The sequence below is a fragment of the Pseudoxanthomonas spadix genome (assembly GCF_003703395.1).
GTDB classification, from domain to species: Bacteria; Pseudomonadota; Gammaproteobacteria; order Xanthomonadales; family Xanthomonadaceae; genus Pseudoxanthomonas_A; species Pseudoxanthomonas_A spadix.
Genome location: NZ_RDQN01000007.1, coordinates 17,338 through 43,806, shown reverse-complemented (window position 1 = coordinate 43,806; position 26,469 = coordinate 17,338). Strand labels below are relative to the sequence as shown.

The window sequence follows — 26,469 nt, the reverse complement described above, 5'->3', positions numbered from 1 at the left end:
GCGCTACGGCACCGGCTGCGCGCGCAGGGCGCGGTAGGGCGGGGTGGCCAGGATCATCTCGGCCAGCGAATGGGCCAGTTCGCGTTCGGCCAGGACCGCGCCATCGGCGCCGTGTGCGAGCAGGTGCGCAACCTCGGCTTCGCTGTGGGCGCGCGCCAGCACGGTCAGGTTCGGGTTGAGCGCCCGCAACTTGGCGATGGCCTCGCCGGCTTCCAGCGGCTGGGCGATGGCCAGCACCGCGATCCTGGCCTTGTCCGGTTGCGCCTCGGCCAGCACCGCATCGGCCGCCGCGCTGCCGCGGATGGCGGCAATGCCGGCGGCGTGCGCCCTTTCCACGTTGTCGCGGTTGTCATCGATCACCACCAGCGGCACCCCGCGCTCGCGCAGCAAGCGCGCCAGGTGGCTGCCCACGCGCCCGTAGCCGATCACGATGGCGTGCTCGTGCCCCTCCAGTGGTGGGCCGGGCCGCGGCTCGGGTTCGGCGGCCGGGGTGACCCCGGCGGTGTTCATGCCGTGGCGCTTGTTCCAGGCGTCCAGGGCGGTGAACAGGAACGGATTGGCCACGATCGACAGCAGCGCCCCGGCCAGGATCAAGTCGTGCCCTTGCTGCGGCAGGATCTTCAGGCTCAGGCCCAGCCCGGCCAGGATGAAGGAGAACTCGCCGATCTGCGCCAGGCTGGCCGAGATGGTCAGCGCCGTGCCCTTGGGATGGCCGAACGCGCGCACGATGAGGTAGGCCGCCGCCGACTTGCCGACCACGATGATCAGGAAGCTCGCCAGCACCTGCAGCGGGTAGGTCACCAGGATGGCCGGGTCGAACAGCATGCCGACCGAGACGAAGAACAGCACTGCGAACGCATCGCGCAGCGGCAGCGAATCGCTGGCCGCCTTGTGGCTCAGCTCCGACTCGTTGAGCAGCATCCCGGCAAAGAACGCGCCCAGCGCGAAGCTCACCCCGAACAGCCTGGCCGAGCCGAACGCCACCCCCAGGGCGATGGCCAGCACTGACAGGGTGAACAGCTCGCGCGAGCCGGTGGCCGCGACCTTCTCCAGCGTCCACGGGATCACCCGCCTGCCCACCACCAGCATCACCGCCACGAACGCGGCCACCTGCAGCAGGGTGATGCCGATGGCCTTGGCGATCGACAGCCAGGCGTTCGGTTCGGCCTGGGCAGCCTTGACCGCCGCGCCGCCGCCGGCCTCGGCCACGGCCTGCGCGGTGGCGCCGTCGCCCAGCGCGCCGGCCAGCGCCGGCAGCAGCACCAGGGCCAGGACCATGGCCAGGTCTTCCACGATCAGCCAGCCCACGGCGATGCGGCCCTTGCTGGTGTCCAGCATGCGCCGGTCTTCCATCGCCCGCAGCAGCACCACCGTGCTGGCCACCGACAGGGCCAGGCCGAACACCAGGCCCTGCAGCGCGTTCCAGCCCATCCACCAGGCCAGCCCGAAGCCCAGCGCCGTGGCCACGGCGATCTGCGCGATCGCGCCGGGGACGGCGATCTTCCTGACCGACATCAGGTCTTCCAGCGAGAAGTGCAGGCCGACGCCGAACATCAGCAGCATCACCCCCAGCTCGGACAGCTGGGTGGCCAGGTCCTGGTCGGCGACAAAGCCGGGCGTGAACGGCCCGACCACCATGCCCGCCACCAGGTAGCCGACCAGCGGCGAGAGCCTGAGCCTGTTGGCCAGCGCACCGAACACGAACGCCACGACCAGGCCGACGGCGATGATGTCGATCAGGCTGGTGTCGTGGTGCATGGCGTGTCCCCCGTTAGGCTCGTGTACTCGTGGCCCGAGTTTCGCGCAATCGGCACAGGCCGGGAAAATCGAAACTGACTCGCCGGTTCATGTCATCTATCGAAGACGGACGCCGCCGGCAGCAGGACACCGGCGGCTGACACCGGAAGCAGCGGGTGTGCGCATGCGCTTGACCGGTGGCAAACCGGATCGAGCGGGTTCTGGTCCGCGCAATGAAAAAGGCCCCGACATGCATCGGGGCCTTGGCCAAATCAGGCCGTCCGGATCGGCGCTTGCACCGAAGCGCTGACGGAAAACCGGATCCGGTCTTCCGCCGGGCGCTGCGGTACCTGCTGCTAGAAGCCGCTCACGTTGAGCCGGCCACCGGTGACGGTCTTGCCTTGCAGGGAGGTGGTCGGCACGGTGTTGTCGAGAATCGCCGCCTTGATGTCCGCCGCGCTGGCACCGGGACGGGTCGAGGCGTACAGCGCCGCGGCGCCGGTTACATGCGGGGTGGCCATGGAGGTGCCGTTGTAGCTGGCGTAGCCGGCGGTGACCTTGCCCTTGTTGCTGACCGGCACGGTGGAGTAGATCGCCGAACCCGGCGCGCCCAGGTCCACGGTGGTCTTGCCCCACTGCGAGAAGCTGGACAGCGCGCCGGTGTTGGTGATGGAGGCCACGGCGATCACGTTCGCGTTCGGGTAGTTGGACGGGTAGCTGGCGGTGGTGTCGTTGTCGACCGCGTCGTTGCCTGCGGCGGCCACGAACAGGATCTCGGCGCTGCCGGCGCGGGTGATGGCGTCCTGCAGCGCCTGGGAGAAGCCGCCGCCGCCCCAGGAATTGTTGGTGGCGACGATGTTCAGGCCGTGGCGGGTCTTGAGGTCGGTGATGTAGTCCACCGCCTTGACCGCATTGGCGGTGGTGCCCCCGCGGCGGCCCAGGAACTTGGCGCTGATCAGCTTGATCCCGCTCCAGCACACCCCAGCCACGCCCTTGCCGTTGCCACCCACGCCGGCGATGGTGCCGGAGACATGGGTGCCATGGTCGTCGCTGGCGCCGCCGGAGTTGATGTTGTTGCTGCCGCCGTCGAAGTCCCAGCCGCGAATGTCATCGACATAGCCGTTGCCGTCGTTGTCCACGCCATCGGCCGCGTCATAGGGGTTGGACCAGATGTTCGGTGCCAGATCGTCGTGGCTGTAGTAGATGCCCTCGTCGATCACCCCGACCAGCACGTTGCTGCAGGCGGTGTGGCCTGCGGTCCAGGCTTCGCCGGCCTGCGAGCCGTACTGGTTGGCCGGGCTGGTGCCGTCGCCGTACATGCCCCACAGCGAACCGTTGGAGTAGTAGGTATCGTTGGAGGTCGCGCCGATGGTGTAGACCCAGTTCGGCTCGGCGTAGTCGACGGCCGGGTCGCTGCTCAGTACCTGGATGGCCGCAGCCAGGTCCTGACCACTGCGCAGCTTCAACAGCGCCAGTTCGCCCTGCTTGCCATTGCCGGGGCGGACGATGTCCAGCTTGCTGGCACCCAGGCCATGCTCGATCGCCTCGCGATCGGCGGCGGTGGCGCCGTCGCGGTACTTGATCAGCAATTCATCGGGCTGGTGCAGACGCCCGGCCTTCAGGGACTGGGCCACCAGGTCGGGCCTACCCGCGGCCTGGGCCGAAAACGACACACCCAGAATCGCTACCACTGCACCTGCCAGAACCCCAAACCGCGTGCTGATCGCCATTGATGCGTCACTCCGTGTTGTATGAATGAGAAAGGGAGGCCGTTAAGCCGCCAGTCAAGTTAGCCGATCGTAAACCCAACATGTGCGTTTTCGGTCACTTTTCTGAAATCTTCACAGCCGATAGGCAACCAACGGCCTGGCAAGAACACCCCCACCCTGAATGGCGGGGCGCCGCGCGGACGCTTCGCCATAAAACAACCCCGGCGCGAAGCCGGGGTTGGTCGGGTCGCGCGGTGGCGTGCGGGCTTACCAGGTATAGGCGATGCGGCCATACACGTAGGCGCCGTTGAAGCCGAACGGCGAGTAGTTGCTGTACTGGAAGATCCCGCTGGTGGAGTTCACGTAGCGGTTCTCGTCCGGGTAGGTGTCGAACACGTTGTCTGCGCCCAGGGTGAGGGTCCACTGCTGGGTCGGCTTGTAGCTGGCCGCCACGTCCACCAGCCATTCGGCATCGTAGCTCTGGTCGTTGGCCGGCACGGTCGCGTTGCGCACGGTGACGCTGCCGTAGCGGGTCCCGGTCAGGCTCAGGTTCCAGCGGTCCGAATGCCAGGTGCCGCCCAGGATCGTCTTGTTCTTCGGGAAGCTGTCTTCCAGGCGGCCGACTTCGTCACGGGCGATCAGCGGGGTGCTGATGCCCAGCTCCGCCAGCGCGGCCGGCGAGGCCTCCAGGCGGGTGATTTCGGTCTCCCCATAGCTGTAGCTGGCCGTCAGGTCCAGGGCGCTGGCCGCGAACGGCACGGTGTAGCTGCCGACCACGTCCACGCCCTTGGTGCGGGTGTCGGCGGCGTTGGTGAAGTAGCGGAACTGGGTCACCTGGTCCACGCCCAGGCTGGACAGCAGCGCCTGCGCGGCGGCATTGGTGTTGATGTTGGAGGACAGCAGGATGCGGTCGTCGATCTCGATCTGGTAGGCATCGACCGTCAGCGAGAACTGGTCGGTCGGCTGCAGCACCAGGCCCAGGCTGTAGTTGGTGGAGGTCTCGGCGTCCAGCGGCTTGGCGCCCAGGGCCTGGGCGATGGCGGTGTCGGCCGGGAAGGTGCCGCTCTGGTAGAAGACGCCGTTGGTGATCGTGCTGGAGATCGCCTGAAAGCTCTGCTGGGCCAGCGATGGGGCGCGGAAGCCGTTGGAGACCGTACCGCGCAGCGCAACCATGTCGGTGAACGCGTAACGCGCCGACAGCTTGCCCGAGGCCTTGCTGCCGAAGTCGGAGTAGTCCTCGTAGCGTCCGGTCAGGCCGGCGGAGAACTTGTCGGTGAAGTCGGCTTCCACACCGGCATAGACCGCGTAGTTGTGGCGGTCGGCGTGCACGGCGTTGGCCGGGGTGAAGCCGCCGAAGCCCTGTGCCCCGGAGCTGGAGCCGGGGATGCCCAGGCCCGCATTGGCGTACGAGCCATATACGCCCGGCGACTGGTTCCACTTCTCCTCACGATATTCAGCGCCGAAGGACAGCGTCACCGGGTAGGCCAGGCCCCAGTCCAGGGCCTGGGTGAAATCGGCGTTGAGGATGTTCTGGGTGTACTCCAGCGCCCCGTCGTAGAAGCGGGTCGGGCTGGTGTCGCCGAGCGTGTAATTGATGGTGTTGTCGGTGGCGTAATCGATCCTGTTGTAGCCGTAGTTGTAGCTGACATCCCAGGCAAAGCCGCCTTCGGTATTGCCCTTGAGCCCGGCAATGAGCGAGCGGTCCTTGGAGTACTGGTTGATCACCGGCACGTAGCCGTCCGGGTAATACATGGCCAGCAGCGCGGCCTGGTTGTTGTGGTTCCTGGAGCGATAGAACGCATACGAATTGATGTCACGGTTGCTGGCGATGGCCGTGGCGTAACCGGTGATGTTGTCGGCGAAATCGAAGCTGGCGCTGGCCGAGGCCGCGCCGGCGTCCACCTCCGGATCGCCGATGATGAAGGCCTTCTCGCCCACCCCCGGGAAGTTGCCGGTGTTGGGCGTGGTGCCGGCGTAGGCGCCGGAACGATTGGTCGGATCCTGGTAGCCGGCCTGGCCGGCCACGTGCAGGGTGCCGCGGCCGTCGGCGAACTGCACGCCGGTGTCGCCGGAGAGCTGGAACTGCGCGCCGTCGCCCTTGGAATATTCGCCATAGTTCACCGCCAGGCTGCCGCCCTTTCCGGCGCCCTTGAGGACGATGTTGATCACCCCGGCGATGGCGTCCGAGCCGTACTGTGCCGAGGCGCCGTCGCGCAGCACTTCCACCCGCTCGATGGAGGCCACCGGAATGCTGTTGAGGTCCACGGCCGAGGAGCCGCGGCCGATGCTGCCGTTGAGGTTGAGCGCCGCCGAGCTGTGGTAGCGCTTGCCGTTGACCAGCACCAGCACCTGGTCCGGGGACAGGCCGCGCAGCTGCGCCGGACGCACGCCACTGGTGCCGTCCACCAGCGCCGGGCGCGGGAAGTTCAGTGAGGGCAGGGCGCGCGCCAGCGCGGTGGCCAGTTCGGTGGTGCCGGTGGCCTGCAGGGCCTCGCGCGAAATGATGTCGATCGGCGACTGCGATTCGGCCAGGGTGCGGTCGGTGACGCGGGTGCCGGTGACGATCACGTTGTCCAGCGTCTTGGCGGTCTGCTGGCCTTGCTGGGCCAGCGCGGGGACCGCCAGCGCAAGGGCGATGGCGGCGGTCAGGAGGGTGGGCTTGTACATCATGGATGCTCCGGTGGGTAAAAAGATGGCCGCCCGTGATGGTGTCCAGCACCCGGGATCTTGTTTGTCCCGATGTCACGTCTTGCTGCGGCGCAGGACACGAATAACCGCCAGGTGAGCACAAAGTCAACGGTTTCTTAACGAACAATCCTGCCAGCAAGACCCGATACACTGGGACGTCTGCTGGATACCTCCCCCGGGAACCTCACGTGATTTCGCTTCGCAACTTCGCCCTTCGCCGCGGCGAGCGCCTGCTGTTGTCCAACGTCGATCTGACCATGCATGCCGGCTATCGGGTCGGCGTGGTGGGGCGCAATGGCACCGGAAAATCCAGCCTGTTCGCCGCGGTCAGGGGCGAGCTGGAAGCCGACAAGGGCGATGTCGAACTGCCCGGCAAGGTGCGCATCGCCAGCGTGGCGCAGGAAACCCCGGCGCTGCCCGATCCGGCGCTGGATTTCGTCCTCGGTGGCGATACCGAAGTGGCCGCGGTGCTCAAGGCCGAGGCCGACGCGATCGCCGCCGAGGACTGGGAAGCGGTGGCCGCGGTGCACCTGCGCATGGAGGAGGTCGGTGGCTACGACGCCCAGGCGCGCGCCGGCAAGCTGCTGCATGGCCTGGGCTTTGCGGCCGACACCCACAGCCGCGCGGTCAAGGATTTCTCCGGCGGCTGGCGGGTGCGCCTGAACCTGGCCCGCGCGCTGATGATGCCTTCGGACCTGCTGCTGCTGGACGAACCGACCAACCATCTGGACCTGGACGCGGTGTTCTGGCTGGAACAGTGGCTGCTCAAGTACCCCGGCACCTTGCTGCTGATCAGCCATGACCGCGAGTTCCTGGACAACGTCGCCACCCACACCCTGCACCTGCATGGCGGCGGCGCCAAGCTGTACGTGGGCGGCTACACCGACTTCGAACGCCAGCGCACCGAGCACCTGCGCCAGCAGCAGATCCAGCACGAAAAATCCGAAGCCGAACGCGCCCACCTGCAGTCCTTCATCGACCGCTTCAAGGCCCAGGCCAGCAAGGCCAGCCAGGCCCAGAGCCGGATCAAGCGCCTGGCCAAGATGGCCGGTACCGAGGCAGTGCGCGCCGAGCGCGAATTCCGCATCGAGTTCTCCGCGCCGGCGCGCCTGCCGTATTCGCTGATCCGGCTGAATGATGTTGATTGTGGTTATGCACTTGGTGGGACTGCGGACGGTTCGCCATCTGGCCCCGCCAGGCACGCGGGGCATTCGGGCGTGCGCGAGCCAGTGGCTCGCGAGCAGCACGCCCTCATTCTGCACGATGTGGGCTTCGGCCTGGAGGCGGGCGACCGCATCGGCCTGCTTGGCCCCAACGGCGCGGGCAAGACCACCCTGGTCAAGACCCTGGTCGGCGAGATCGCGCCATTGCGCGGCGAGCGCAGCGCGCACCCGGACCTGCGCATCGGTTACTTCGCCCAGCACACGGTGGAATCGCTGCACGAAGGCCGCTCGCCGATCGACCACTTCCGCGACCTCTCCCCCGACGCCTCGACCCAGTCGTTCCGCGATTTCCTGGGCAAGTGGAATTTCCCGGGCGACCGCGCATTCGAAGTGGTCGACGGCTTCTCCGGCGGCGAGCGCGCACGCCTGGCGCTGGCCCTGATCGCCTGGCAGCAGCCCAACGTGCTGCTGCTGGACGAGCCGACCAACCACCTGGACCTGGAAATGCGCGAGGCCCTGGCCGAGGCGCTGAGCCTGTTCGAAGGCGCGATCGTGATGGTCAGCCATGACCGTCATCTGATCGGCCTGGTCTGCGACACCTTCTGGCGCGTGGCCGATGGCGTGGTCGCGCCGTTCGCCGGCGACCTGGACGAATACGCCGCCTGGTTGCGCAGCCGTCCCAACGCCCAGGGCACCAAGCAGAAGATGGCCGCCGCCGCGCCCACGCCACCGCCGCCGACCAAGCCGGTGCCGCAGAAGAAGCCGCCGAATCCGCACAAGCTCAAGGCGGCCGAGGAAAAAATGGCCCAACTGGAAGCGGCACTGGCCGCCATCGACGCGCAGCTGGCCGATCCGGCCAATGCCGCCGACGGCAGCCGGCTGGTCGACCTGGGCCGCCAGCGCGAGATGACCGCGAGCGATCTGGCCAAGGCCGAAGCGGCGTGGATGGCGCTGTACGAAGAGGTGGCCTGAGCCACGCCCAGCAGCCGATGCGCGCGATCGCGCGCCACCGCAGGCACCTCACGATCGTCATTCCCGCGTAGGCGGGAATCCAGGGACGTTGCCGTGATCGAAATGCAAGCCGCTGGGTGACCAGACACCAGGTCTGTTGAAAGCGCTTCGACGCGTTCGCGGGGATGACGCTTCGAGTTTTTTGTGAAGACCGCTGGCACCGCTTTGGCATGGCCCAGCCTTGTGCGCCGGTTCCAGAATGCACAAAGGCCGCTTCTGCGCGGCCTTTGTGCTGGTGCAGCTGGCTGAAGAACTTACTTCAGCTTGGCCTCGGCCCGCAGGGCCTCGGCGCGGTCGGTCTTTTCCCACGAGAACGCGGTGGCGGTGTGCTGTTTGCCGGCACCGTCGGTGTAGCTGAATTCCTTCGGCTTGCGGCCGAAGTGGCCGTAGGCGGCGGTCGGCTGGTACATCGGGTGGATCAGGTCTAGCATCTTGATGATGCCGTAGGGGCGCAGGTCGAAATGCTTGCGGATCAGCTTCTCGATCCTGTGGTCCTCGATCTTGCCGGTGCCGAAGGTGGTGACCGAGATCGAGGTCGGCTCGGCCACGCCGATGGCGTAAGAGACCTGCACTTCGCAGCGGTCGGCCAGGCCGGCGGCCACCACGTTCTTGGCCACGTAGCGCGCGGCGTAGGCGGCCGAACGGTCCACCTTGGACGGATCCTTGCCCGAGAACGCGCCGCCGCCGTGGCGGGCCCAGCCGCCGTAGGTGTCGACGATGATCTTGCGCCCGGTCAGGCCGCAGTCGCCCACCGGCCCGCCGATGATGAACTTGCCGGTCGGGTTGATGTGGAACTTGGTGTCCTTGTGCAGCCACTTGGCCGGCAGCACCGGCTTGATGATCTCCTCGCGCACCGCTTCGATCAGGTCCTTCTGCCTGACCCCGGGATCGTGCTGGGTGGACAGCACCACCGCGTCGATGGCGGTGGCCACGCCGTCCTCGTAGCGCAGGGTGACCTGCGACTTGGCATCCGGACGCAGCCACGGCAGCGCCGAGTTCTTCTTCTTGCGCACCGCGGCCTGGCGCTCGACCAGGCGGTGCGCGTAGTGGATCGCGGCTGGCATGAAGCTTTCGGTCTCGTTGGTCGCATAGCCGAACATCAGGCCCTGGTCGCCGGCGCCCTGCTGCTCGGGATGCTTGCGGTCCACGCCCTGATTGATGTCCGGCGACTGCTTGCCGATCAGGTTCAGCACCCCGCAGGTCTCGCCGTCGAAGCCGACGGTGGAGCTGTTGTAGCCGATGTCCAGGATCACCTTGCGGGTCAGCGCTTCCAGGTCGATCCAGGCGCTGGTGGTGACCTCGCCGGCGACGATCGCCACACCGGTCTTGACCAGCGTCTCGCAGGCCACCCGTGCGCGCCTGTCCTGCTGCAGGATCGCATCGAGGACCGCGTCGGAAATCTGGTCTGCAATCTTGTCCGGATGGCCTTCGGAGACCGATTCGGACGTGAACAGGTAGCTGGACATCAGGCTTATATCCTTCAATGCGGATGAAAAGATGGCCGCGCATGATACACGCGCACGCGGCTCGGCGCATGTGCACTGGCGTGCTGCTGCCGCGAGGCGACTTTGGCCTGCGCCCATGACAGGACCGCGGCGGCGCTGTCATCGCGCTGTCGCGGCCACGCAATGTGCCTGTCGCCGGCGCGGCCCAGTCTGGCGTTCCAGATACGCCGCTGCCGCGACAGGCCCGCCATGCGACCTCTGGAAGATACCCTCATCGAACGTTATCCGCGCTGGTTCGGTGGCCGCCGCGGCGCGCTGACCCAGCCGCTGTTGCGGCGCTGGGGGCATTGGTCGGGGATCGACCAGGCGCTGGCTTTCGTGCGCGACAACGCAGGGCTGCAGGCCTGGGAGTTCGTCGCCGCCGCGCACGGCTTCCTGCATTTGCAACAGCAGCATGACGCGCAGGCGCTGGCCCGGATCCCGGCGAGCGGGCCCTTGCTGGTGATCGCCAACCATCCTTCCGGTGCGCGCGATGCCATCGCCCTGCTGGGCCTGATCGGCCAGGTACGGCGCGATGTGCGCATCATCGCCAACCACTTGCTGGCCCACATCGCCCCGCTCGCGCCGCTGCTGCTGCCGGTGCGCGTGTTCGGCGGCAGCGCCGACGCCGGCAGCCTGCGCGCGGTGCGCACCGCGCTGGCGGCCGGGCAATGCGTGATCGTGTTTCCGGCCGGCGAAGTCTCGCGGCTGCATCCGCTGGGCGTGCGTGATGGCCGCTGGCGCGCCGGGTTCGCCCGCTTTGCCCGGGCCAGCGGCGCGCCGGTGCTGCCGGTGCGGGTGCAGGCGCGCAATTCGGCGTTGTTCTACGGCGCCTCGGCGGTGTTCAAGCCGGTCGGCACGGTGCTGCTGCCACGCGAGATGTTCGCCCGTCGCCAGCAGCCGTTGAAGCTGCACGTGGGCCAGGCCCGGTTGCTCGAGGCCGGCATCGGTGACCAGGCGGCGATCCGCCAGTTGCGGCGCGCGCTGTATGCCCTGGGCCGGCGTTCGGACGGGCAGGGCAAGGCGCCTGCGGCGCTGGCCGAACCGGTGCCGGTGGCGCAGCTGCGGGCGGCCGTGGCCGCCCTGCCAAACCTGGGCAGCACCCGCGAAGGCCGCACGATCGTGGCCGGCCGCCTGGACCCGCAGTCGCCGCTGCTGCGCGAGATCGGCCGCCTGCGCGAGCTCACCTTCCGCCAGGTCGGCGAGGGCACCGGCCGTGCGCTGGACCTGGACGCGTACGACGCCTGGTACGACCACATCGTGTTGTGGGACGAGCAGGCCGGCGCCATCGCCGGTGCGTATCGGGTCGCCCGCGGCGCCCCGGTGCTGGCCCAGCGCGGCCTGGCCGGGCTGTACACCGCCTCGCTGTTCGACTGGGCCGAAAGCGCACTGCCGCGCATCGCCGAAGGCATGGAGCTGGGCCGCAGCTTCGTCGCCCCGGCCTACTGGAACAGTCGCAGCATCGACCAGCTGTGGCAGGGCATCGGCGCCTATCTGGCCCGCTATCCGCAGGTGCGTTACCTGTTCGGCGCGGTGTCCATCAGCGCGGCCTTGCCGTGCGCGGCGCGCGAACAGATCGTGGCCTACTACCAGCAGTTCCATGGGCATGGCCAGGCCTGTGCCACCGCGCGCAAGCCGTTCCATTTCACCCAGGCCCCGCCGCAGTTCGAAGCAATGGATGCGGCCACCGCCCTGGCGGTGCTGCGCGGCAACCTGGACGCGCTGGGCGCGCAGCTGCCGATGCTGCTGCGCCAGTACACCGAGCTGTGCGAACCGGGCGGTGCGCGCTTTCTGGCCTTCGGGGTGGACGCGGATTTCGCTGGCTGCGTCGATGGCCTGATCGAACTGGACCTGGCGCGCATGCACGTGCGCAAGCGCCAGCGCTATCTGGCACCTTCATCGCAGGAGCAGGCCGCATGAACCGCGCGATCTTCGTCTCCGATGTGCATCTGGGCTCCACCCACTGCCATGCGGCCGAGTTCGCCGATTTCCTCGGGCGTGTGCAGTGCCGGCAGCTGTACCTGGTCGGCGACATCGTCGACCTGTGGTGGATGGCACAGCGCCGCGCGCGCTGGGACGCGGCCCATCAGCGCGTGGTCGAGGCCCTGCATGCGCTGGCGCGCAGCGGTACCGAGCTGATCTACGTGCCGGGCAACCACGACCGCGCCGCGCGCCGCTTCTGCGGGCTGATGCTGCCGGCCATGCAGGTGCGCCGGCGGGTGATCCACACCACCGCCGACGGCCGTCGCCTGCTGGTGGTGCATGGCGACGACTACGACGCGGTGACGCATTTCGGTGGGCTGCAGGAACGCTTCGGCGACTGGCTGTACTACCGCATCCTCACCGGCAACAAGCTGATCAATCGCCTGCGCCGCCGCCTGGGCCTGCGCTACTGGTCGCTGGCCCAATACCTCAAGCGCAAGAGCGCGGCAGCCGAGCGCTACATCGCCCGCTTCGTGCAGGCCGGGCTGGACGACGTGCGCCGGCGCGGGCTGGATGGCATCGTCTGCGGCCACATCCATCGCGCCGCGCTGATCCGCCAGGACGGCCTGGTGTACGCCAACGACGGTGACTGGGTCGAAAGCCTGACCGCCCTGTGCGAGACCGCCGACGGCACGCTGCAGCTGCTCGCGCACACCGGCCAGGTGCTCGGCGAGGTGCCGGCGCGGCTGCGACTGGTGCCGGAACCGGAGCGGCCGCTGCCCAGGGCGGCGTAGCGGTGGGCTTTCCCCGGCCTGATTGGCATTGACCTTCGTCATCCCCGAGAGGCGAAGATCCAAGGACGTTGCTCTCGGTGGGGGACGTCCATGGATTCCCGCCTGTGCGGGAATGACGGGTCGGGAGAGAGGACTTGGGTCCGCTGCTAGCATCGGCGCCCATGGACTCGATCACTCACCTGGTTCTCGGCGGCGCCATCGGTGCGGCGATCGCACCGGCCGGCCAGCGCCGCGCCGCGCTTCTGGCCGGCGCGGCGCTCAACACCGTGCCGGACCTGGACGTGCCGTTGCTGCTGACCCTCACCGACGACCCGGTGACCTGGATGACATGGCATCGCAGCTTCCTGCATTCGGTGTTTGTGCTGCCGCTGATCGGCTGGCTGGTGTGGTGGGCGTGTCGAATGCATGGCAAGCGGGTGCAGGCGGCGCCGGTGCGCTGGTTCTGGCTGATCCAGGCCTGCCTGCTCAGCCATCCGCTGATCGATGCCTGCACCGTCTACGGCACCTGGCTGCTGTGGCCACTGGAAGTGCAGCCAGCGATGTGGTCGCTGTTGTTCATCATCGAACCGGGCTTCACCCTGTGGCTGCTGCTGGGCTGCGTGATCGCCTGGTGCATCCCGAAAGCCCCCGGGGGCCGGCGCGGCGCCATTGCCGGGCTGGCACTGGCCGCGGCGGTGCTTGGGGTGGCCGGTCTTGCCAAGCTCAAGGTGGAGCGCGAGGCCGAGCGCAACCTGGCTGCACTGGGCCTGGCACACGCGCCGCGCTTTTCCACGCCGCTGCCGTTCACCGTGCTGCTGTGGCGGGTGGTGGCGATGACGCCCGGTGGCTATGTCGATGCCGAACGCTCGCTGTTCGACGCGGGGCCGATGGTCTTCCACGGCCACGCCTCCGACACCCAGGCGCTGGCCCAGGCGCGGGCGGCCGCCATTCCCGCGGTGAGGCGGCTGGACTGGTTCAACCATGGCTTCATGCGTGCCCAGGTGCGCGATGGGCAGCTGGTGTTGTCTGACCTGCGCATGGGCCTGGATCCGGACTACACCTTCAATTTCGCCGTGGCCCAACGGCGCGCGGGCCAATGGCAGGCGATCGCGCCGCAGCAGATCAAGGCACCGCTGCCGATCTCGGGCGCATCGGGTCTCGGCAGGCTCATCGGGGCGGTATGGCGGCGCACCTGGCACCAGAGTGATGCGCCGCTGCGCGATGCGATCCTCGCGCCGCAGGCTCAGGCTGCGGTGGCGAATCCGGACGGCACGGCAGCTTCCAGCGCGTCGAAGTAATCGACGGTCAGGCGCAACTGCGCCTCGGCGGTTTCGGCACGGTTGACCACCGCGCGGAAGGCGGCCATCTCTTCAGTGGATTGTTCCGGGCGGTTCTTCACATACCAAGCCAGGTGCTTGCGGGCGATGCGCACGCCCTGCAGTTCCCCGTAGAACTCATGCAGCGCATGCAGATGGCCGAGCAGGATCTGGCGCACCTCGCTGATCGACGGTGGCGCCAGTTCCTGGCCGGTGGCCAGGAAGTGCGCGATCTCGCGGAAGATCCATGGGCGTCCCTGCGCGGCGCGTCCGACCAGCACCGCATCGGCACCGGTGGCGTGCAGCACCTGCGCGGCTTTTTGCGGTGAATCGATATCGCCGTTGGCGAACACCGGAATCGACAGCGCCGCCTTGATCGCGGCGATGGTGTCGTACTCGGCGGTGCCGGTGTAGTGCTGGTCGCGGGTGCGGCCGTGGATGGCCAGCGCGGCGATGCCGGCCTCCTGGGCAATGCGGGCAATCACCGGCGCGTTGCGATGCCCGGCATCCCAGCCGGTGCGGATCTTCAGCGTCACCGGCACGTCCACGGCCTTGACCACCGCCTCGACGATCCGCGCCACCAGGCCTTCATCGCGCATCAGCGCCGAGCCGGCCCAGGCGTTGCACACTTTCTTGGCCGGGCAACCCATGTTGATGTCGATGATCTGGGCACCGTGGTCGACGTTGTAGCGCGCCGCCCTGGCCAGCTGCTGCGGCTCGGTGCCGGCGATCTGCACGCTGACCGGGGCCGGCTCGCCGGCATGGTCCATGCGTCGCAGCGACTTGCCGGTGTTCCAGAAACGCGGATCGGAAATGGTCATCTCCGACACCGCCAGGCCCGCGCCCAGCTGCTTGCACAGCTGCCGGAACGGCTTGTCGGTGACCCCGGCCATCGGCGCCAGGATCAGCGGTGGATCGATCGTGTAGGGGCCGATGTGCATTTGATCGGGACTCGGAATGCGGGACTCGGGACTCGGGACCCGGGACCCGGGACCCGGAAGAGCCAGGGCGCCAGTCGTGGCAATTTGCTCGTTGGCCGGGCAGTTGAGCTTGGACTCTTCGGCTCCGACGAAAATTTGCTTAAAAAGTCTTGACTGGAAATCGAGACCCAAGATCTTGCTTTGGACTCCCGGGTCCCGGGTCCCGGGCCCCGGCTTCTCAATCCTCCGGCGTCAACCGCGGCATCGACGCCGCGGCCCCTTCGCGTTCGGTCGAACGCGCGGCGAAGCGGTTGGCAAAGCGCACGTGCAGGTTGAACGCGGCCTGCGGTGCGTGCGCCAGCGAGGCGGCCAGGGCGCCGTTGAAGGCATCGCCGGCCCCGGTGGTGTCCACGGTCTGCGCGCTTTCGGCGGCGACGCGGTAGTAGGGCTGGGTGTCGCCGCGCAGCTGCTCGTCCTCGTGCGAGACGAATGCACCGACCGCACCAAGGGTGATCACCACCGTGCCACCGGGCAGCAGCTGCCGGCACAGGCCGTGCAGGGTGTTGCCGTCCAGCGCGGCGACATCGTCGGCTTCCATGCGATGGCCGACATGACGGCCGAGCAGACCGGCGAATTCGGTCTCGTTGGGGGTCAGGATGTCGCTCTGGCGCAGCAGCGAGATGCTGGCCACCGCGTTGGCCGGCGCCGGATTGAGGATGGTGGTGACCCCGGCGGCATGGCCCGCGGCGATGGCCGCTTCGATGCTTTCCAGCGGCGATTCCAGCTGCGCCAGGACCACCTGTGCCCCAGCCAGCAATGGCTGCTGGGCCGCGATGAAGCCGGTGCTCAAGGTGAAGTTGGCGCCCGGGCCGATCACGATGGTGTTGCGGCCGTGGCTATCGACATAGATGCCGCCGGTGCCGGTGGGTTCGTTGCTGGATTCGGCCACCACGGTGACCCCGTCCTGGGATGCCAGCTCGCGCGCCATGGCGCCGCCGGCATCGCTGCCCAACGAGCAGACGAACGCGGTCGATGCACCCGCGCGCGCGGCGGCGATGGCCTGGTTGAAGCCCTTGCCACCCGGCCCGGAGCTGTAGCGCCCGGCGACGGTGGCGCCAGCGACCGGCAGGGTCTCGCAGCGCCATACGTGGTCGACGTTGAACGAGCCGACGACAACGATTGAACTCATGTGGATCTCTTCTTCTTCGGGAACGGCGGCTGTGCGCTGCCGCTCAGGGGGGGCGCAAGTATGCCGCAGGCGGTGGTGTAGCCGCCGTCGCGGTCGCGGATGCCTGGACGCGAGCCGCTGCCCGCCTGGCCGCCCGCCGTCACCACGGAGCTTCAGCTGAAGTGGGTCAGCACCCCGGCGATGGTCGCGGTCATGAAGGTGGCGATGGAGCCGCCCAGCACGGCGCGCAGGCCGAAGCGGGCCAGGTCGGCGCGACGCTCCGGGGCCAGGCCGCCGATGCCGCCGAGCTGGATCGCGATCGAGCTGAAATTGGCAAACCCGCACAGCGCGTAGGTGGCGATCAGGCGGCCTTCGCTGCTCAGCGACACCCCCGGCAGCTGGCCATTGACGATCTGCGCCAGCTCGGAGTAGGCGACGAATTCGTTGATCACCACCTTCTGGCCGATCAGCGCACCGACCGTGGTCGCATCGGCCCATGGCGTGCCGATCACCCAGGCCAGCGGTGCCAGCAGGTAACCGAACAGGGTCGACAGGTTGGTCGGACGGCCGAGCATCGCGGCCAGGCCGGTGACATCGCCCAGCCAGGTCAGCGGCGCGTTGATCAGCGCGATCAGGGCGATGAAGGCCAGCAGCATCGCGCCGATGTTCAGCGCCAGGCGCAGGCCATCGCCGGCACCGGCCGCCGCCGCGTCGATGATGTTGCTGGTGGTCTTTTCCACTTCCATCTTGACCGTGCCGCGGGTCAGCGGCGTGCCGGTCTCCGGGATCAGGATCTTGGCGATCACCAGCGTGGCCGGCGCGGCCATGATCGAGGCGGCCAGCAGATGTTTGGCGTAGAACGCCTGCGCGGCCGGATCGCCGCCGCCCAGCATGCCCACGTAGGCGGCCAGCACGCCGCCGGCGATATGGGCCATGCCGCCGATCATCATCGTGATCAGCTCCGACTCGGTCATCCTGGAGATGTACGGGCGCACGGTCAGCGGCGCCTCGGTCTGGCCGATGAACACGCTGGCGCACACGCTGGTGGTTTCCGCACCGGACACGCGCATCACCTTGGTGATCGCCCAGGCCATCATCCGCACCACCGCCTGCATCACTCCCAGGTGATAGAGCACCCCCATCAGCGCCGAAAAGAAGATGATGGTCGGCAGCACCTGGAAGGCAAAGATGAAGCCGACCCTGGACACGTCCATCAGGCTGCCGAAGATGAAGTTCGAGCCTTCGCCGACGAAGTTCAGCACCTTCACGAAGACCCTGCCCAGCCAGTCGAAGACCTCGCGGCCGCCCGGCACCAGCAGCACCAGCGCGGCAAAGCCGATCTGCAGGACCACCCCGGTAAGCACCAGCTTCCAGTCCACCGCGCGCTTGTTGTTGGAGAACAGCCAGGTGATGCCCAGCAGCACGACCAGACCGAACAGGCCGAAGGCGGCCCGCCACACACCTTCCAGCATCTGCTTCCCCAGGAAACGCGCGACCTCGAATCGGCCAGCCTAAGTGAGGCCGCCGGCCGCGGCAAGGTGAAGTCGGCAGCGCCCGCGCCCGCTGTGGCGATGTGGTGGGCAGATGCCGGACGTCTGCGCCAATGAGTGGGGCGGTTGCTGCGGCCGGCTATTGGCAGGGTGCGGCGGCGGGATCGTCCGGCCGCAGGGTCAACGCGCGTGGCACGCCGCCCGGAACTGGACGACTGCCGAAGGATTCGCGGTACAGTCGCTGGGCCTGCTGTTCGGCATCGGCGCGCTGGCGGGGATCCAGGGCGCCAGCGTCCGGCGCTGGTTCGCCACGCAGCCAGGACAGCAGCAGGCGATAGCTGTAGGCCTGGACCGGATCGTCGGGCAGCAGGGCATCGAGCGGGACGCGATCGTCGGCATAGGCGTCGGCCAGCAGCTGCGCGGCCATCGGATCGCCGGCACGCAGGGCGCGCTGCAGCATCGGCACCGCTTCGCGATACCAGTGGCCGAAGGCGGGGTCATGCAGGTAGCGATACTGGTCCTGGTCGCTGCCGGCCTGGCCAAAGAACGCGCCCTGCGCATAGCGCAGCAGCGCGTCGCGGTTGCCGGCCAGCGCGGCCTTGCGCAGATAGGCGCCCGCCTGGCCAGGCAGCGACCGGTCCATGCCCTCGCAGTAGCGGGCCAGGTCCTGGTCGCGCTGGACCAGCTGCCCGCGTGCGGCATCGGCGGCCGCATCGGCCTGCGCCGGCGACTGGCCCTGTTGCAGCGCAAGCCTGCGTGCGGCCTCGATCTGCGGCGCGTGGTTGGCGCCGGACTGGCCGCACAGGGCCAGTTCGACACCAAGCCTGCAGGCGGCACGCGCATCACCGGCATCGGCCCGTTGGCGCACCAGGGCCAGGTTCGCGCCCAGCGGCTGGCCCCACGGCGGCAGCGGCGAGGGCATCGACGGCGCGCCAAAGGGCAGGCCACGCGCCTCGTTCGCGTCGCCCGGCGTTTTCCCTTCGGCGTGGGCCCCGGCCTGGGCCGCATGCGCAGCGATCTGCGCGGACATGGCGTCCGCGTTCTGCGCCTGCTGCCGCCAGCGCCAGCCTGCAAACCCCAGCGCGCCCGCCACCAGCAGGCCCATGACCAGATTGAATCGGCCGCGTGGCGTCACCGCGCCTCCTTGAGGCATCACACGGGCGAAGTCTGACATGGGCAGCTCGTTGCATCTGGCTTGCGCCGCGCGCGGGGACAGGGTGGCGGGGCGGCTTCCATTGGCCGGGACGATCAACGGCATTGACTCTCTAATGAGAATGATTACCATCATCTCAGAACCCGCCAACGGAGTTGCCATGAATGTCCACACCGTCGTCGTCCCCCACAACGATCTGCGCGCCGCCGAGCACACCCCGTGCGTCGTGCCGCCGGCCGAAATCCTCAGCAGCCAGGCGCTGCTCAAGGGTCGCCGCGAGATGCTGATCCAGCACGGCGATCGCACCTACCGCCTGCGCCATACCAGCAACGACAAGCTGATCCTCACCAAGTAGGCCCACCAGCACCAGGCGCCCGCCGCCTTGCCGGTTCCACTGCGCTGTGACCCGGGTCAGCAGGTGGCCTGGCAGCCGTGGGCGCCTGCCGTTGTTCGACCGCGATGCCCGTGCCCGTTGTTGCGTGTGCGGGGCTGCCTGGACTTGCCGCCGTGCCCAGACCCCAGGACCGGCAAGCCGATGCGCGCCTATACTTGCTGGAGCGAGCGTCCTGGCGCAGGACGCAGCAAGGGAAGGGGAATGCGATGGGCATCGGAATGATCCTGGCCGCGGTGATCGTGGTCTTCGTCGTGGTCACGCTGTTCAAGGGCGTGCGCGTGGTGCCGCAGGGCTTTGAGTACACCGTCGAGCAGTTCGGCAAGTACACCAACACGCTCTCGCCCGGCCTGCACATCCTGATCCCCTACATGCAGGGCGTCGGCCGCAAGGTCAACATGATGGAGCAGGTGTTCGACGTGCCCTCGCAGGAGGTCATCACCAAGGACAACGCGGTGGTCAAGGTCGACGGTGTGGTGTTCTTCCAGGTGCTGGACGCGGCCAAGGCTGCCTATGAAGTGTCCAGCCTGGACCAGGCGATGGTCGCGCTGATCCAGACCAACATCCGCACCGTGATCGGTTCGATGGACCTGGACGAATCGCTGAGCAACCGCGAGGTGATCAATGCGCGCCTGCTGGGCGTGGTCGACCATGCCACCAGTCCGTGGGGCGTCAAGGTCAACCGGATCGAGATCAAGGACATCCAGCCGCCGCGCGACCTGGTCGATGCCATGGCCCGGCAGATGAAGGCCGAGCGCGACAAGCGCGCCTCGATCCTGGAAGCCGAGGGCTCGCGCCAGTCGGAGATCCTGCGTGCCGAAGGCGAGAAGCAGGGCGCCATCCTGCAGGCCGAAGGTCGCCGCGAGGCCGCCTATCGCGAAGCTGAGGCACGCGAGCGCCTGGCCGAGGCCGAAGCCAAGGCCACCACGCTGGTCTCCCAGGCCATCTCCGAGGGCAACGTGCAGGCGATCAACTACTTCATCGCGCAGAAGTACGTGGAGGCGTTCCGCGAGCTGGCCACCGCGCCCAACCAGAAGTTCGTGCTGATGCCGATGGAAGCCAGCGGCATGATCGGCTCGCTCGGTGGCATCGCCCAGCTGGCGCGCGAGGCACTGGGCGCCGATGGTCCCAAGCCGCCGGCGATCCCGCCGCGCGCGCCGCGCAGCGGTGTCTGACCCCATGACCCTGCGCCTGGCGTTCTGGGCGGTACTGGCGCTGGTGCTGTTCGCCGCCGAAGCGCTGCTGCCTGGCGCCTCGCTGATGTGGCTGGGTTTTGCCGCCGCGGCGATGATGGCGGTGATGCTCATCGCGCCGGGCCTGGACATCCTGGCGCAGGCGATCCTGTTCGCGGTGTTCGCCATCGCCTCGGTGCTGATCTACCGGCGCTGGTTCCGTGCCCGCGCCCAGGTCAGCGACAAGCCGCTGCTCAACCGCCGCGCCGACCAGCTGATCGGCCAGACCGCCGTGCTGGAGCAGGCCATCGTGCGTGGCCGCGGCCGCATCCAGCTGGCCGATACCTACTGGAGCGTGGAAGGCCCGGACCTGCCGGCTGGCGCCGCCGTGCGGATCGTGGCCACCGACGGCATGACCCTGCGGGTGCAGGAGGTCTGATCGCTGCGTGTCGGTGGCCAGGCCGCCGCCGCATGGCCCATCTGGAATAATGCCGGTCTCTTTGCAAGGACCCGGCCATGACCAAGAAGACCATCCTCAACGACAGCCACCGCGCCCTGGGCGCCAGGATGGTGGACTTCGGCGGCTGGGACATGCCGATCAGCTACGGCTCGCAGATCGAGGAGCACCACGCCGTGCGCACCGACGCCGGCATGTTCGACGTCAGCCACATGACCGTGGTCGACCTGCGCGGCCCGCGCACGCGCGAGTTCCTGCGTTACCTGCTCGCCAATTCGGTCGACAAGCTCAAGACGCCGGGCAAGGCGCTGTACTCGGCGATGCTGGACGCCAACGGCGGGGTGATCGACGACCTGATCGTTTATTTCCTCGATGAAGCCTTCTTCCGTCTGGTGGTCAACGCCGCCACGCGCGAGAAGGACCTGGCCTGGATCAACAAGCAGGCCGCCGCCTATGGCGTGGAAGTGATCGAGCGGGCGGAGCTGGCGATGATTGCCGTGCAGGGCCCGAACGCGCGCACCAAGGTCATCGGCCTGCTGCGCGAACAGGACCGCGCGGCCGCCGCCAAGCTGCCCCGCTTCGCCGCCCTCGATGCGATCAGCACGTCCGGCACAGCGCTGTTTGTCGCGCGCACCGGCTACACCGGCGAGGACGGGTTCGAGATCATCCTGCCGGCCGAAGGCGCGGTGGCGTTCTGGGAGGCGCTGATCGAAGCCGGCGTCAAGCCAGCCGGCCTGGGGGCACGCGACACGCTGCGCCTGGAGGCGGGCATGAACCTTTATGGCCAGGACATGGACGAAACCGTCTCCCCCTACGAGGCGGCGATGGGGTGGACCGTGACCCTGGACGAAGGCCGTGAGTTCGTCGGCCGTCAGGTGCTCCAGGCCCAGCAGCTGCAGGGCGCGCCGCGCCAGCTGATCGGCCTGGTGATGGATGAAAAGGGCGTGCTGCGCCATGGGCAGAAGGTCATCACCGCCCAGGGCGATGGCCAGATCCTGTCCGGCACGTTCTCGCCGACGCTGGGCAAGGCCATTGCCCTGGCCCGCGTGCCGGCTGGCGAACCCGGCGCGGTGCACGTGGACATCCGCGGCCGCCAGATGCCGGTGCGGGTGGTCAAGCCTCCGTTCGTGCGCGAGGGCCAGGCGCAGCCCAGCGTGCTGGACTGAGCGTCCAGGGCGCGGCCATGGCCCATTCGTGGGAACACTTCGTCTTCCTGCACCTGCCCTGGTCGTTGCTGGGCGTCAGACGTTTTGCGCGAGATGAGTGCCGCGCTGCTCACGCCAGGTGACAAGGCACCGGCGCCTTTCGCTAAACTCCCCGCCATTCCCCACTACCGCCTTCGGCCGGAGCACCCCATGAGCGAGATCCCTGGCGATCTGAAATTCCTCAAATCCCACGAGTGGGCCCGCGTCGAAGGAGGTGGACGGGTCACCGTCGGCATCTCCGATCATGCCCAGGGCCTGCTGGGCGACCTGGTCTACGTCGAGCTGCCCGACATTGGCGACACGGTGACCGCCGGTGAGGCCAGCGCCGTGGTCGAGTCGGTCAAGGCCGCCTCGGACGTCTACAGCCCGGTGTCGGGCACCGTGGTCGAGGTCAACCAGGCGCTCGCCGACAAGCCGGAGACCATCAACGAAGACGCCTTCGGCGAAGGCTGGCTGTACGTGGTGGAGATCAGCAAGCCGGAAGAGCTGGACGAACTGCTGGGTCCGGACGAGTACGCCGAGCAGATGGACCAAGAGGAAGACTGAGTTCGCCTTCGGTCCGCGGGCAACACTGCATCCGACGACGCCGCTTCTTCGAAGCGGCGTTTTTCGTTTCGTCCGGCACTCGCAGCGAGCGACCTTCGGCGTCGTCGCCGGGCGCGTCGGTACATGCAACGTGGATCCCCGATGCGTTGATGGACGCCGCACATGCCGGAAAAGTTTGCGCAGTTCGCGGGCATCGCCATCTGCGCGACGCAAAAATCATCGCCTTTGAAGCTGTGCGGATCAGTCGCGATTCAACTGCCGGGCATGCGCATGGCCTCCATGGCGCCCTGCTTCAAGCCCATGGCCCGATCTACAGCGTGCGACATCTGGCATGCACAAAACAGCATAAAAAAAGCACTCTGCAAAAAATGCCGTGAGCTTGCGCAGCATGCAACGTGCATCCACGTGCGAACCGGGGCGTAAGGTCGCGCTGCGCGGTCGCGATGCCCATGCAAAACGCGATGCGAAATTTTTATGCAAAACGGTTGACACCTATAAAAACCGTGATTAGGTTTCGCCCCAACGCAGCCCACGCATCATCAAGCAAGCGAGCCGGTCATCGCGACGAAGCGCACAACGACAAGGTCGCCCGCCCGTACCCCGCTGAGGATGGTCGAAGGCTTCGCTTCCCCCGAGCAAATTCAGCACCTGATCCGCCACGACACCTGCCCATCCAGCGCGGGTGTCTTTGCCTGGTCCGGTGCAGGACGTCGGCCCTGGCCGCCATCCAGCAAGATCCGCCCCAGCGCGCATGGCGCGTCGGCGGCTGCATGCGGGTCCGACTCCCGCAGCGTTTCGAGTACTGGGCTTGGTACTGGATGTTTCATCCAAAGCAATCACTGACGAGGAGCCATCACATGGCAACGAAGAAAGCTGCAAAGAAAACGGCCAAGAAGGCCACCAAGAAAGTCGCCAAGAAATCGGTAGCCAAGAAGGCCGTGAAGAAGGCTGCCAAGAAGTCGCCTGCCAAGAAGGCCGTGAAGAAGGTCGCCAGGAAGTCGCCGGCAAAGAAGGCCGCAAAGAAGGCCGTCAAAAAGGCCACCAAGAAGGCCGCAACCAAGAAAGTCGCCAAGAAGCCATCAGCCAAGAAGGCCCCGGCGAAGAAGGTCGCCAAGAAGGCTGCCAAGAAGTCGCCTTCCAAGAAGGTTGCCAAGAAGAAGGCCGCTCCGGTCGCGCTCCCCGCGACGCCGGCTCCGCTGATCTAAACAGGATCGCGGCAACCGCAAGACGCTGGATCGCAAGACTCACTGAAACTTCCTTCCCGGTGCCCAGCGGGGAGGAAGTTTTTTTTGTCTGCGTCTTGTGCGTCGGCGACGCGCTCGGACCGGATGCACCGCATCGCACACGACGGCATCGCTCAGGCGATGGCCTGAAACCACAACGCCGGGGCAAGCCCGGCGTTGTGGGGTGATCGAGGCGCAGCGGGCGGTCAGTGCGGCGCGGCCACGGCCTCGCCGGAAGAAACACCGGGCTCGTCGGCGGCGGCATCGTCGTTGCCAGCCATCTGCAGCGTCTGCGGCAGCGGATGGCCGTTGGTCTGGGCCAGCAGCAGCTGCTTGCCCAGCTCGGTGTGGAGCCATTGCTGCGGCGGCAGGCCCAGTGCGGTATCGAGCACAGTAGGCAGCAGGCCCGATGGCAGTGGGCTGCTGCTGTTCCACAGGATTGCCACGCCGAAATCACGCCCCGGCACCAGCGCGACCAGTCCGCGGTAACCCTCGACCGCGCCGGCATGGAAGACGACCTGCTGGCCGGAATAGTCCAGCACGCGCCAGGCCAGGGCATAGCTGGCCGAATCCACGCGCGCGCCACGCCAGCCGGCGCGCATCTCGCCAGGGGTGCTGATCAGCGGCGCGTGCAGCGTGGCCAGCAGCGGTGCCGGCAGCACGTCGGGGCGATGGCCCAGGTGCGCCAGCAGCCACTGGGCCATGTCGCTGGCACTGGCATTGACACCGGCGGCCGGTGCCAGACGGTAGTAGGTGGGCTTGGGTTGCAGCGAGGCCCAGCCGCTGCGTGCGCGCACGTGCGGACGCGCCCAGCTGGGGCTGTGCTCGATGCCGGCCAGGCCGATGCTGGCATCGTTCATGCCCAGTGGCTTGAAGAGGCGGCGATCGACGGCCTGGTCGTAGAAGCTGCCGGTAGCGGCAAACACCACGTCACCGACCAGGCTGAAGGCCACGTTCTGGTACTCGTAGCATTGGCCCGGCTTGCAGCCAAGCGGCGCGGTGGCCAGCTTCTGCGAGACCGAGTAGTAGTCGGCGTTGGCCTCGATATCCCGGTCGAAGGCGTTGTGCCAACGCAAGCCGGTGCGGTGGCTGAGCACGTCGGCCACGGTGACCTGGCCGGTGGCAACCGGATCGATCAGCTGGAAACTGGGGACGTAGTCGGCCACCTTGCTGTCCCAGCGCAGCACGCCGTCGTTGACCAGCAGGCCGGTGATCGTGCCGGCGAAGGCCTTGGACAGCGAGGCCAGGCGGAACACGGTGTGGGCGTTGATTGGCTGCGGGTTGCGCACGTCGGTCACGCCGTAACCGCGGGCGCTGATCACGCGGCCGTCCTGGACGATGGCCATGGCCAGGCCGGGGACGCGCTGGCCAACGGTCAGGTCATTGGCCAGTGCTTCGAATGCGGCCACGTCGAAGCCCGGTGCAACCGGGCGCACCTGCGCGGGGTTCAACGCGGTGCGATAAGGCAGCGGCTTGGTCGGGGATTGGTAAGGCGCCGGCGCGGCGCGCCAGCGTTGGGCAGCGGCGCTGGAGACCTGGCCCGTCGTGCCGCCCACGGCCGGCAGCGGCGCCGCAAGGGTAGGGGTCTGGGCGGTAGAGGAGAGCGCCAGTGGCAACAGCATGGCCAAAGAGCTCAATCGCCAGGGCCGCGCACGACGCTGTCCGCTGTGTTCTTTCATGTCCAACACCCCTGCGCTCTCGCTTGGCCGGATCATAACGCTGGCGCGCGCGAATGCACAAACCGTGCGAACAAGGCCCGCCATCTTGTTCATCGCGCTGGATTTTGTACGGTTTTCTGAATACGGCTTTTGCGCGCGCGGCGACGCCCATGGCGGGGTTGGCCTTCATCCTCGGTTGCATCCTTGCGCTGCTGCGCGACCAAAGCGGTAAAGACCGCCCGACCCGGTTCGGCCATGATCATCCCGATGTCAGACCCCACTGTCCCCTCCCCGCGCGGCCGCGGCGACGCCCTGCTGGGCACCGGCTTTGTCCTGGTCTGGTGCACTGGCTACATCGCCGGCAAGGCGGTGGTGGCACATGCGGCGCCGTTGACCTCGCTGGTGCTGCGCTTCGGGCTGGCCGCGTTGCTGTTCGGTGCGATGGCGGCGGTGGCGCGGGTGCGCCGCTGCAGCCGGGTGGAGCTGTGGCAGAGCGCGGTCACCGGCGTGCTGATGCTGGCGCTGCACTTCGGTGCGGTCTACGTGGCCTTTCGGATGGGCGCCAACGCCGGCGTGTCGGCGCTGGTGATCGGCGCGATGCCGTTGCTGGTGGCGGTGGTGGCCACCCTGGACGGCAGCGAACGGCTGGGCCTGTGGCGTTGGCTGGGGATGGCCCTTGGCCTGCTGGGCGTGGCGCTGGTGGTGGCCGACCGGGTCGACGGCGCCACCCCGCTGCCGGCCTGGGGCATGTTGCTGCTGGGCCTGGTTGGCATCACCGCCGGCACGCTCTACCAGAAGCGGCACGCCGCGCAGCTGGACATGCGCCTGGCCCTGGCTGTCCAGAACGCTGCGGCGACGCTGGTGCTGCTGCCGTTCGCGCTGGGCGAAGGGCTGCACTTGGACAACACGCTCGCGTTCTACTTGCCGCTGGGCTGGCTGGTGTTGGTGAACTCGATCGGTGGCTTCGCGCTGCTGTTCCTGCTGATCCGGCGCGGTGCGGCCACGCAGGTGGCGGCGCTGTTCTTCCTGATGCCGCCGGTGACGGCGGTGTTTGGCCACTTCACCCTGGGCGAGCACCTGACCTGGCTCAAGGGCGCCGGCTTTGCCTGCGCGGCTTTCGGGGTGTGGCTGGCCACGCGCCCGCAGGCCGGAGGAGGCCACTGATCCGTCACCGTGCGAGCTCGCCGGTGCGCAGTCTGGCGATGTTGCAGTGCATCGGCTACCGTGCGCGCGTGATGGCCTTGGAGTGCGCGCCCATGTCGGTGTCTGTGCAGCGGTCGGG

20 protein-coding genes and 2 pseudogenes are annotated in these 26,469 nt (G+C 68.0%); 13 read left to right on the top strand and 9 right to left on the bottom strand.

The features are described 5' to 3' along the window. Positions 1–3 precede the first annotated feature (3 nt). From ybaL to D9R12_RS11740, 3 genes are all read right to left on the bottom strand, one after another. Positions 4–1,758 carry a YbaL family putative K(+) efflux transporter gene (gene ybaL / locus D9R12_RS11750; RefSeq protein ID WP_122230718.1) on the bottom strand — a complete coding sequence of 585 codons (1,755 nt, stop codon included), beginning with the start codon at positions 1,756–1,758 and terminating at the stop codon, positions 4–6. A 335-nt stretch (positions 1,759–2,093) separates the two neighbouring features. Further along, entirely contained in the window at positions 2,094–3,371 is a 1,278-nt protein-coding gene (locus D9R12_RS11745; protein WP_244919642.1) for a S8 family peptidase, read from the bottom strand. A 342-nt stretch (positions 3,372–3,713) separates the two neighbouring features. Further along, complete coding sequence (locus D9R12_RS11740) at positions 3,714–6,116, bottom strand: TonB-dependent receptor plug domain-containing protein (protein WP_193384091.1); 2,403 nt, start codon at positions 6,114–6,116, stop codon at positions 3,714–3,716. A 206-nt stretch (positions 6,117–6,322) separates the two neighbouring features. On the opposite strand from D9R12_RS11740, the pseudogene D9R12_RS16290 reads away from it, so the two are divergent. Both D9R12_RS16290 and D9R12_RS16285 read left to right on the top strand, forming a co-directional pair. Beyond that, positions 6,323–7,289 (top strand): annotated as a pseudogene (locus tag D9R12_RS16290) (ABC-F family ATP-binding cassette domain-containing protein); the annotation flags it as partial. A gap of 95 nt (positions 7,290–7,384) precedes the next feature. Next, positions 7,385–8,269, top strand: a pseudogene (locus D9R12_RS16285) (ATP-binding cassette domain-containing protein); the annotation flags it as partial. 293 nt (positions 8,270–8,562) lie between these two features. Here D9R12_RS16285 and metK read toward each other — a convergent pair. Next, complete coding sequence (metK, locus tag D9R12_RS11730; protein WP_014159854.1) at positions 8,563–9,774, bottom strand: methionine adenosyltransferase; 1,212 nt, start codon at positions 9,772–9,774, stop codon at positions 8,563–8,565. Positions 9,775–10,002: 228 nt separating this feature from the next. Between metK and olsF the strand changes: the two genes are divergently transcribed. The 3 genes from olsF to D9R12_RS11710 all read left to right on the top strand — a co-directional run bounded on the left by olsF (position 10,003) and on the right by D9R12_RS11710 (position 13,786). Further along, positions 10,003–11,712 (top strand): bifunctional ornithine lipid synthase OlsF, encoded by a 1,710-nt coding sequence (gene olsF, locus D9R12_RS11720; RefSeq protein WP_122230710.1) that lies wholly within the window; start codon positions 10,003–10,005, stop codon positions 11,710–11,712. Beyond that, on the top strand, positions 11,709–12,509 hold the full coding sequence (locus D9R12_RS11715; RefSeq protein WP_122230708.1) for a UDP-2,3-diacylglucosamine diphosphatase: 801 nt from the start codon (positions 11,709–11,711) through the stop codon (positions 12,507–12,509). The genes olsF and D9R12_RS11715 overlap by 4 nt, the downstream gene beginning before the upstream one ends. Before the next feature lie 161 nt (positions 12,510–12,670). Next, positions 12,671–13,786 (top strand): metal-dependent hydrolase, encoded by a 1,116-nt coding sequence (locus D9R12_RS11710; RefSeq protein WP_122230706.1) that lies wholly within the window; start codon positions 12,671–12,673, stop codon positions 13,784–13,786. Here the strand turns inward: D9R12_RS11710 and dusB are convergent. The 4 genes from dusB to D9R12_RS11690 form a co-directional block, all read right to left on the bottom strand. Next, positions 13,732–14,745, bottom strand: coding sequence for a tRNA dihydrouridine synthase DusB (gene dusB, locus D9R12_RS11705; RefSeq protein ID WP_122230704.1), 1,014 nt, complete (start codon positions 14,743–14,745; stop codon positions 13,732–13,734). The genes D9R12_RS11710 and dusB overlap by 55 nt on opposite strands. A 217-nt stretch (positions 14,746–14,962) precedes the next feature. Continuing rightward, the gene (locus D9R12_RS11700; protein WP_122230702.1) at positions 14,963–15,913 is read right to left on the bottom strand and encodes a ribokinase; all 951 of its coding nucleotides are present in this window, start codon (positions 15,911–15,913) and stop codon (positions 14,963–14,965) included. Positions 15,914–16,065: 152 nt separating this feature from the next. Continuing rightward, positions 16,066–17,364: a NupC/NupG family nucleoside CNT transporter gene (locus tag D9R12_RS11695; RefSeq protein ID WP_122230700.1), complete on the bottom strand. Its 1,299-nt coding sequence runs from the start codon at positions 17,362–17,364 to the stop codon at positions 16,066–16,068. Positions 17,365–17,521: 157 nt separating this feature from the next. Then, a complete protein-coding gene (locus D9R12_RS11690; protein ID WP_147475084.1) occupies positions 17,522–18,517 on the bottom strand; it encodes a hypothetical protein in 996 nt (331 codons plus the stop codon). Between the two features lie 178 nt (positions 18,518–18,695). Here D9R12_RS11690 and hemP point away from each other — a divergent pair, with 178 nt between their 5' ends. The 7 genes from hemP (at position 18,696) to D9R12_RS11660 (ending at position 23,511) form a co-directional block, all read left to right on the top strand. After that, complete coding sequence (gene hemP / locus D9R12_RS11685; protein ID WP_122230696.1) at positions 18,696–18,890, top strand: hemin uptake protein HemP; 195 nt, start codon at positions 18,696–18,698, stop codon at positions 18,888–18,890. Positions 18,891–19,135: 245 nt separating this feature from the next. Next, a complete protein-coding gene (locus D9R12_RS11680; protein ID WP_122230694.1) occupies positions 19,136–20,101 on the top strand; it encodes an SPFH domain-containing protein in 966 nt (321 codons plus the stop codon). 4 nt (positions 20,102–20,105) lie between these two features. Next, positions 20,106–20,537, top strand: coding sequence for an NfeD family protein (locus tag D9R12_RS11675; protein ID WP_014159868.1), 432 nt, complete (start codon positions 20,106–20,108; stop codon positions 20,535–20,537). Positions 20,538–20,614: 77 nt separating this feature from the next. After that, a complete protein-coding gene (gene gcvT / locus D9R12_RS11670; protein ID WP_122230692.1) occupies positions 20,615–21,721 on the top strand; it encodes a glycine cleavage system aminomethyltransferase GcvT in 1,107 nt (368 codons plus the stop codon). Between the two features lie 189 nt (positions 21,722–21,910). Then, complete coding sequence (gene gcvH, locus D9R12_RS11665; RefSeq protein ID WP_014159870.1) at positions 21,911–22,306, top strand: glycine cleavage system protein GcvH; 396 nt, start codon at positions 21,911–21,913, stop codon at positions 22,304–22,306. A gap of 149 nt (positions 22,307–22,455) precedes the next feature. After that, complete coding sequence (locus D9R12_RS15610) at positions 22,456–22,683, top strand: hypothetical protein (protein WP_147475083.1); 228 nt, start codon at positions 22,456–22,458, stop codon at positions 22,681–22,683. Positions 22,684–23,163: 480 nt separating this feature from the next. After that, positions 23,164–23,511, top strand: coding sequence for a hypothetical protein (locus D9R12_RS11660; RefSeq protein ID WP_043290392.1), 348 nt, complete (start codon positions 23,164–23,166; stop codon positions 23,509–23,511). Between the two features lie 224 nt (positions 23,512–23,735). Here D9R12_RS11660 and D9R12_RS11655 read toward each other — a convergent pair whose 3' ends face one another. Further along, positions 23,736–25,208, bottom strand: a complete 1,473-nt coding sequence (locus D9R12_RS11655; RefSeq protein ID WP_122230690.1) for a serine hydrolase domain-containing protein — start codon at positions 25,206–25,208, stop codon at positions 23,736–23,738. A 246-nt stretch (positions 25,209–25,454) separates the two neighbouring features. Between D9R12_RS11655 and D9R12_RS11650 the strand changes: the two genes are divergently transcribed. Continuing rightward, on the top strand, positions 25,455–26,351 hold the full coding sequence (locus D9R12_RS11650) for a DMT family transporter (RefSeq protein ID WP_244671904.1): 897 nt from the start codon (positions 25,455–25,457) through the stop codon (positions 26,349–26,351). Positions 26,352–26,469 lie beyond the last annotated feature (118 nt).

What these genes read in the sequence shown, in the direction of transcription:
- ybaL (WP_122230718.1), bottom strand. Translation starts at nt 1,758, where the DNA reads ATGCACCACGACACCAGCCTGATCGACATCATCGCCGTCGGCCTGGTC.
- D9R12_RS11740 (WP_193384091.1), bottom strand. Translation starts at nt 6,116, where the DNA reads ATGATGTACAAGCCCACCCTCCTGACCGCCGCCATCGCCCTTGCGCTG.
- metK (WP_014159854.1), bottom strand. Translation starts at nt 9,774, where the DNA reads ATGTCCAGCTACCTGTTCACGTCCGAATCGGTCTCCGAAGGCCATCCG.
- olsF (WP_122230710.1), top strand. Translation starts at nt 10,003, where the DNA reads ATGCGACCTCTGGAAGATACCCTCATCGAACGTTATCCGCGCTGGTTC.
- D9R12_RS11715 (WP_122230708.1), top strand. Translation starts at nt 11,709, where the DNA reads ATGAACCGCGCGATCTTCGTCTCCGATGTGCATCTGGGCTCCACCCAC.
- D9R12_RS11710 (WP_122230706.1), top strand. Translation starts at nt 12,671, where the DNA reads ATGGACTCGATCACTCACCTGGTTCTCGGCGGCGCCATCGGTGCGGCG.
- dusB (WP_122230704.1), bottom strand. Translation starts at nt 14,745, where the DNA reads ATGCACATCGGCCCCTACACGATCGATCCACCGCTGATCCTGGCGCCG.
- D9R12_RS11700 (WP_122230702.1), bottom strand. Translation starts at nt 15,913, where the DNA reads ATGAGTTCAATCGTTGTCGTCGGCTCGTTCAACGTCGACCACGTATGG.
- D9R12_RS11695 (WP_122230700.1), bottom strand. Translation starts at nt 17,364, where the DNA reads ATGCTGGAAGGTGTGTGGCGGGCCGCCTTCGGCCTGTTCGGTCTGGTC.
- hemP (WP_122230696.1), top strand. Translation starts at nt 18,696, where the DNA reads ATGAATGTCCACACCGTCGTCGTCCCCCACAACGATCTGCGCGCCGCC.
- D9R12_RS11680 (WP_122230694.1), top strand. Translation starts at nt 19,136, where the DNA reads ATGGGCATCGGAATGATCCTGGCCGCGGTGATCGTGGTCTTCGTCGTG.
- D9R12_RS11675 (WP_014159868.1), top strand. Translation starts at nt 20,106, where the DNA reads ATGACCCTGCGCCTGGCGTTCTGGGCGGTACTGGCGCTGGTGCTGTTC.
- gcvT (WP_122230692.1), top strand. Translation starts at nt 20,615, where the DNA reads ATGACCAAGAAGACCATCCTCAACGACAGCCACCGCGCCCTGGGCGCC.
- gcvH (WP_014159870.1), top strand. Translation starts at nt 21,911, where the DNA reads ATGAGCGAGATCCCTGGCGATCTGAAATTCCTCAAATCCCACGAGTGG.
- D9R12_RS15610 (WP_147475083.1), top strand. Translation starts at nt 22,456, where the DNA reads ATGGACGCCGCACATGCCGGAAAAGTTTGCGCAGTTCGCGGGCATCGC.
- D9R12_RS11660 (WP_043290392.1), top strand. Translation starts at nt 23,164, where the DNA reads ATGGCAACGAAGAAAGCTGCAAAGAAAACGGCCAAGAAGGCCACCAAG.
- D9R12_RS11655 (WP_122230690.1), bottom strand. Translation starts at nt 25,208, where the DNA reads ATGAAAGAACACAGCGGACAGCGTCGTGCGCGGCCCTGGCGATTGAGC.
- D9R12_RS11650 (WP_244671904.1), top strand. Translation starts at nt 25,455, where the DNA reads ATGTCAGACCCCACTGTCCCCTCCCCGCGCGGCCGCGGCGACGCCCTG.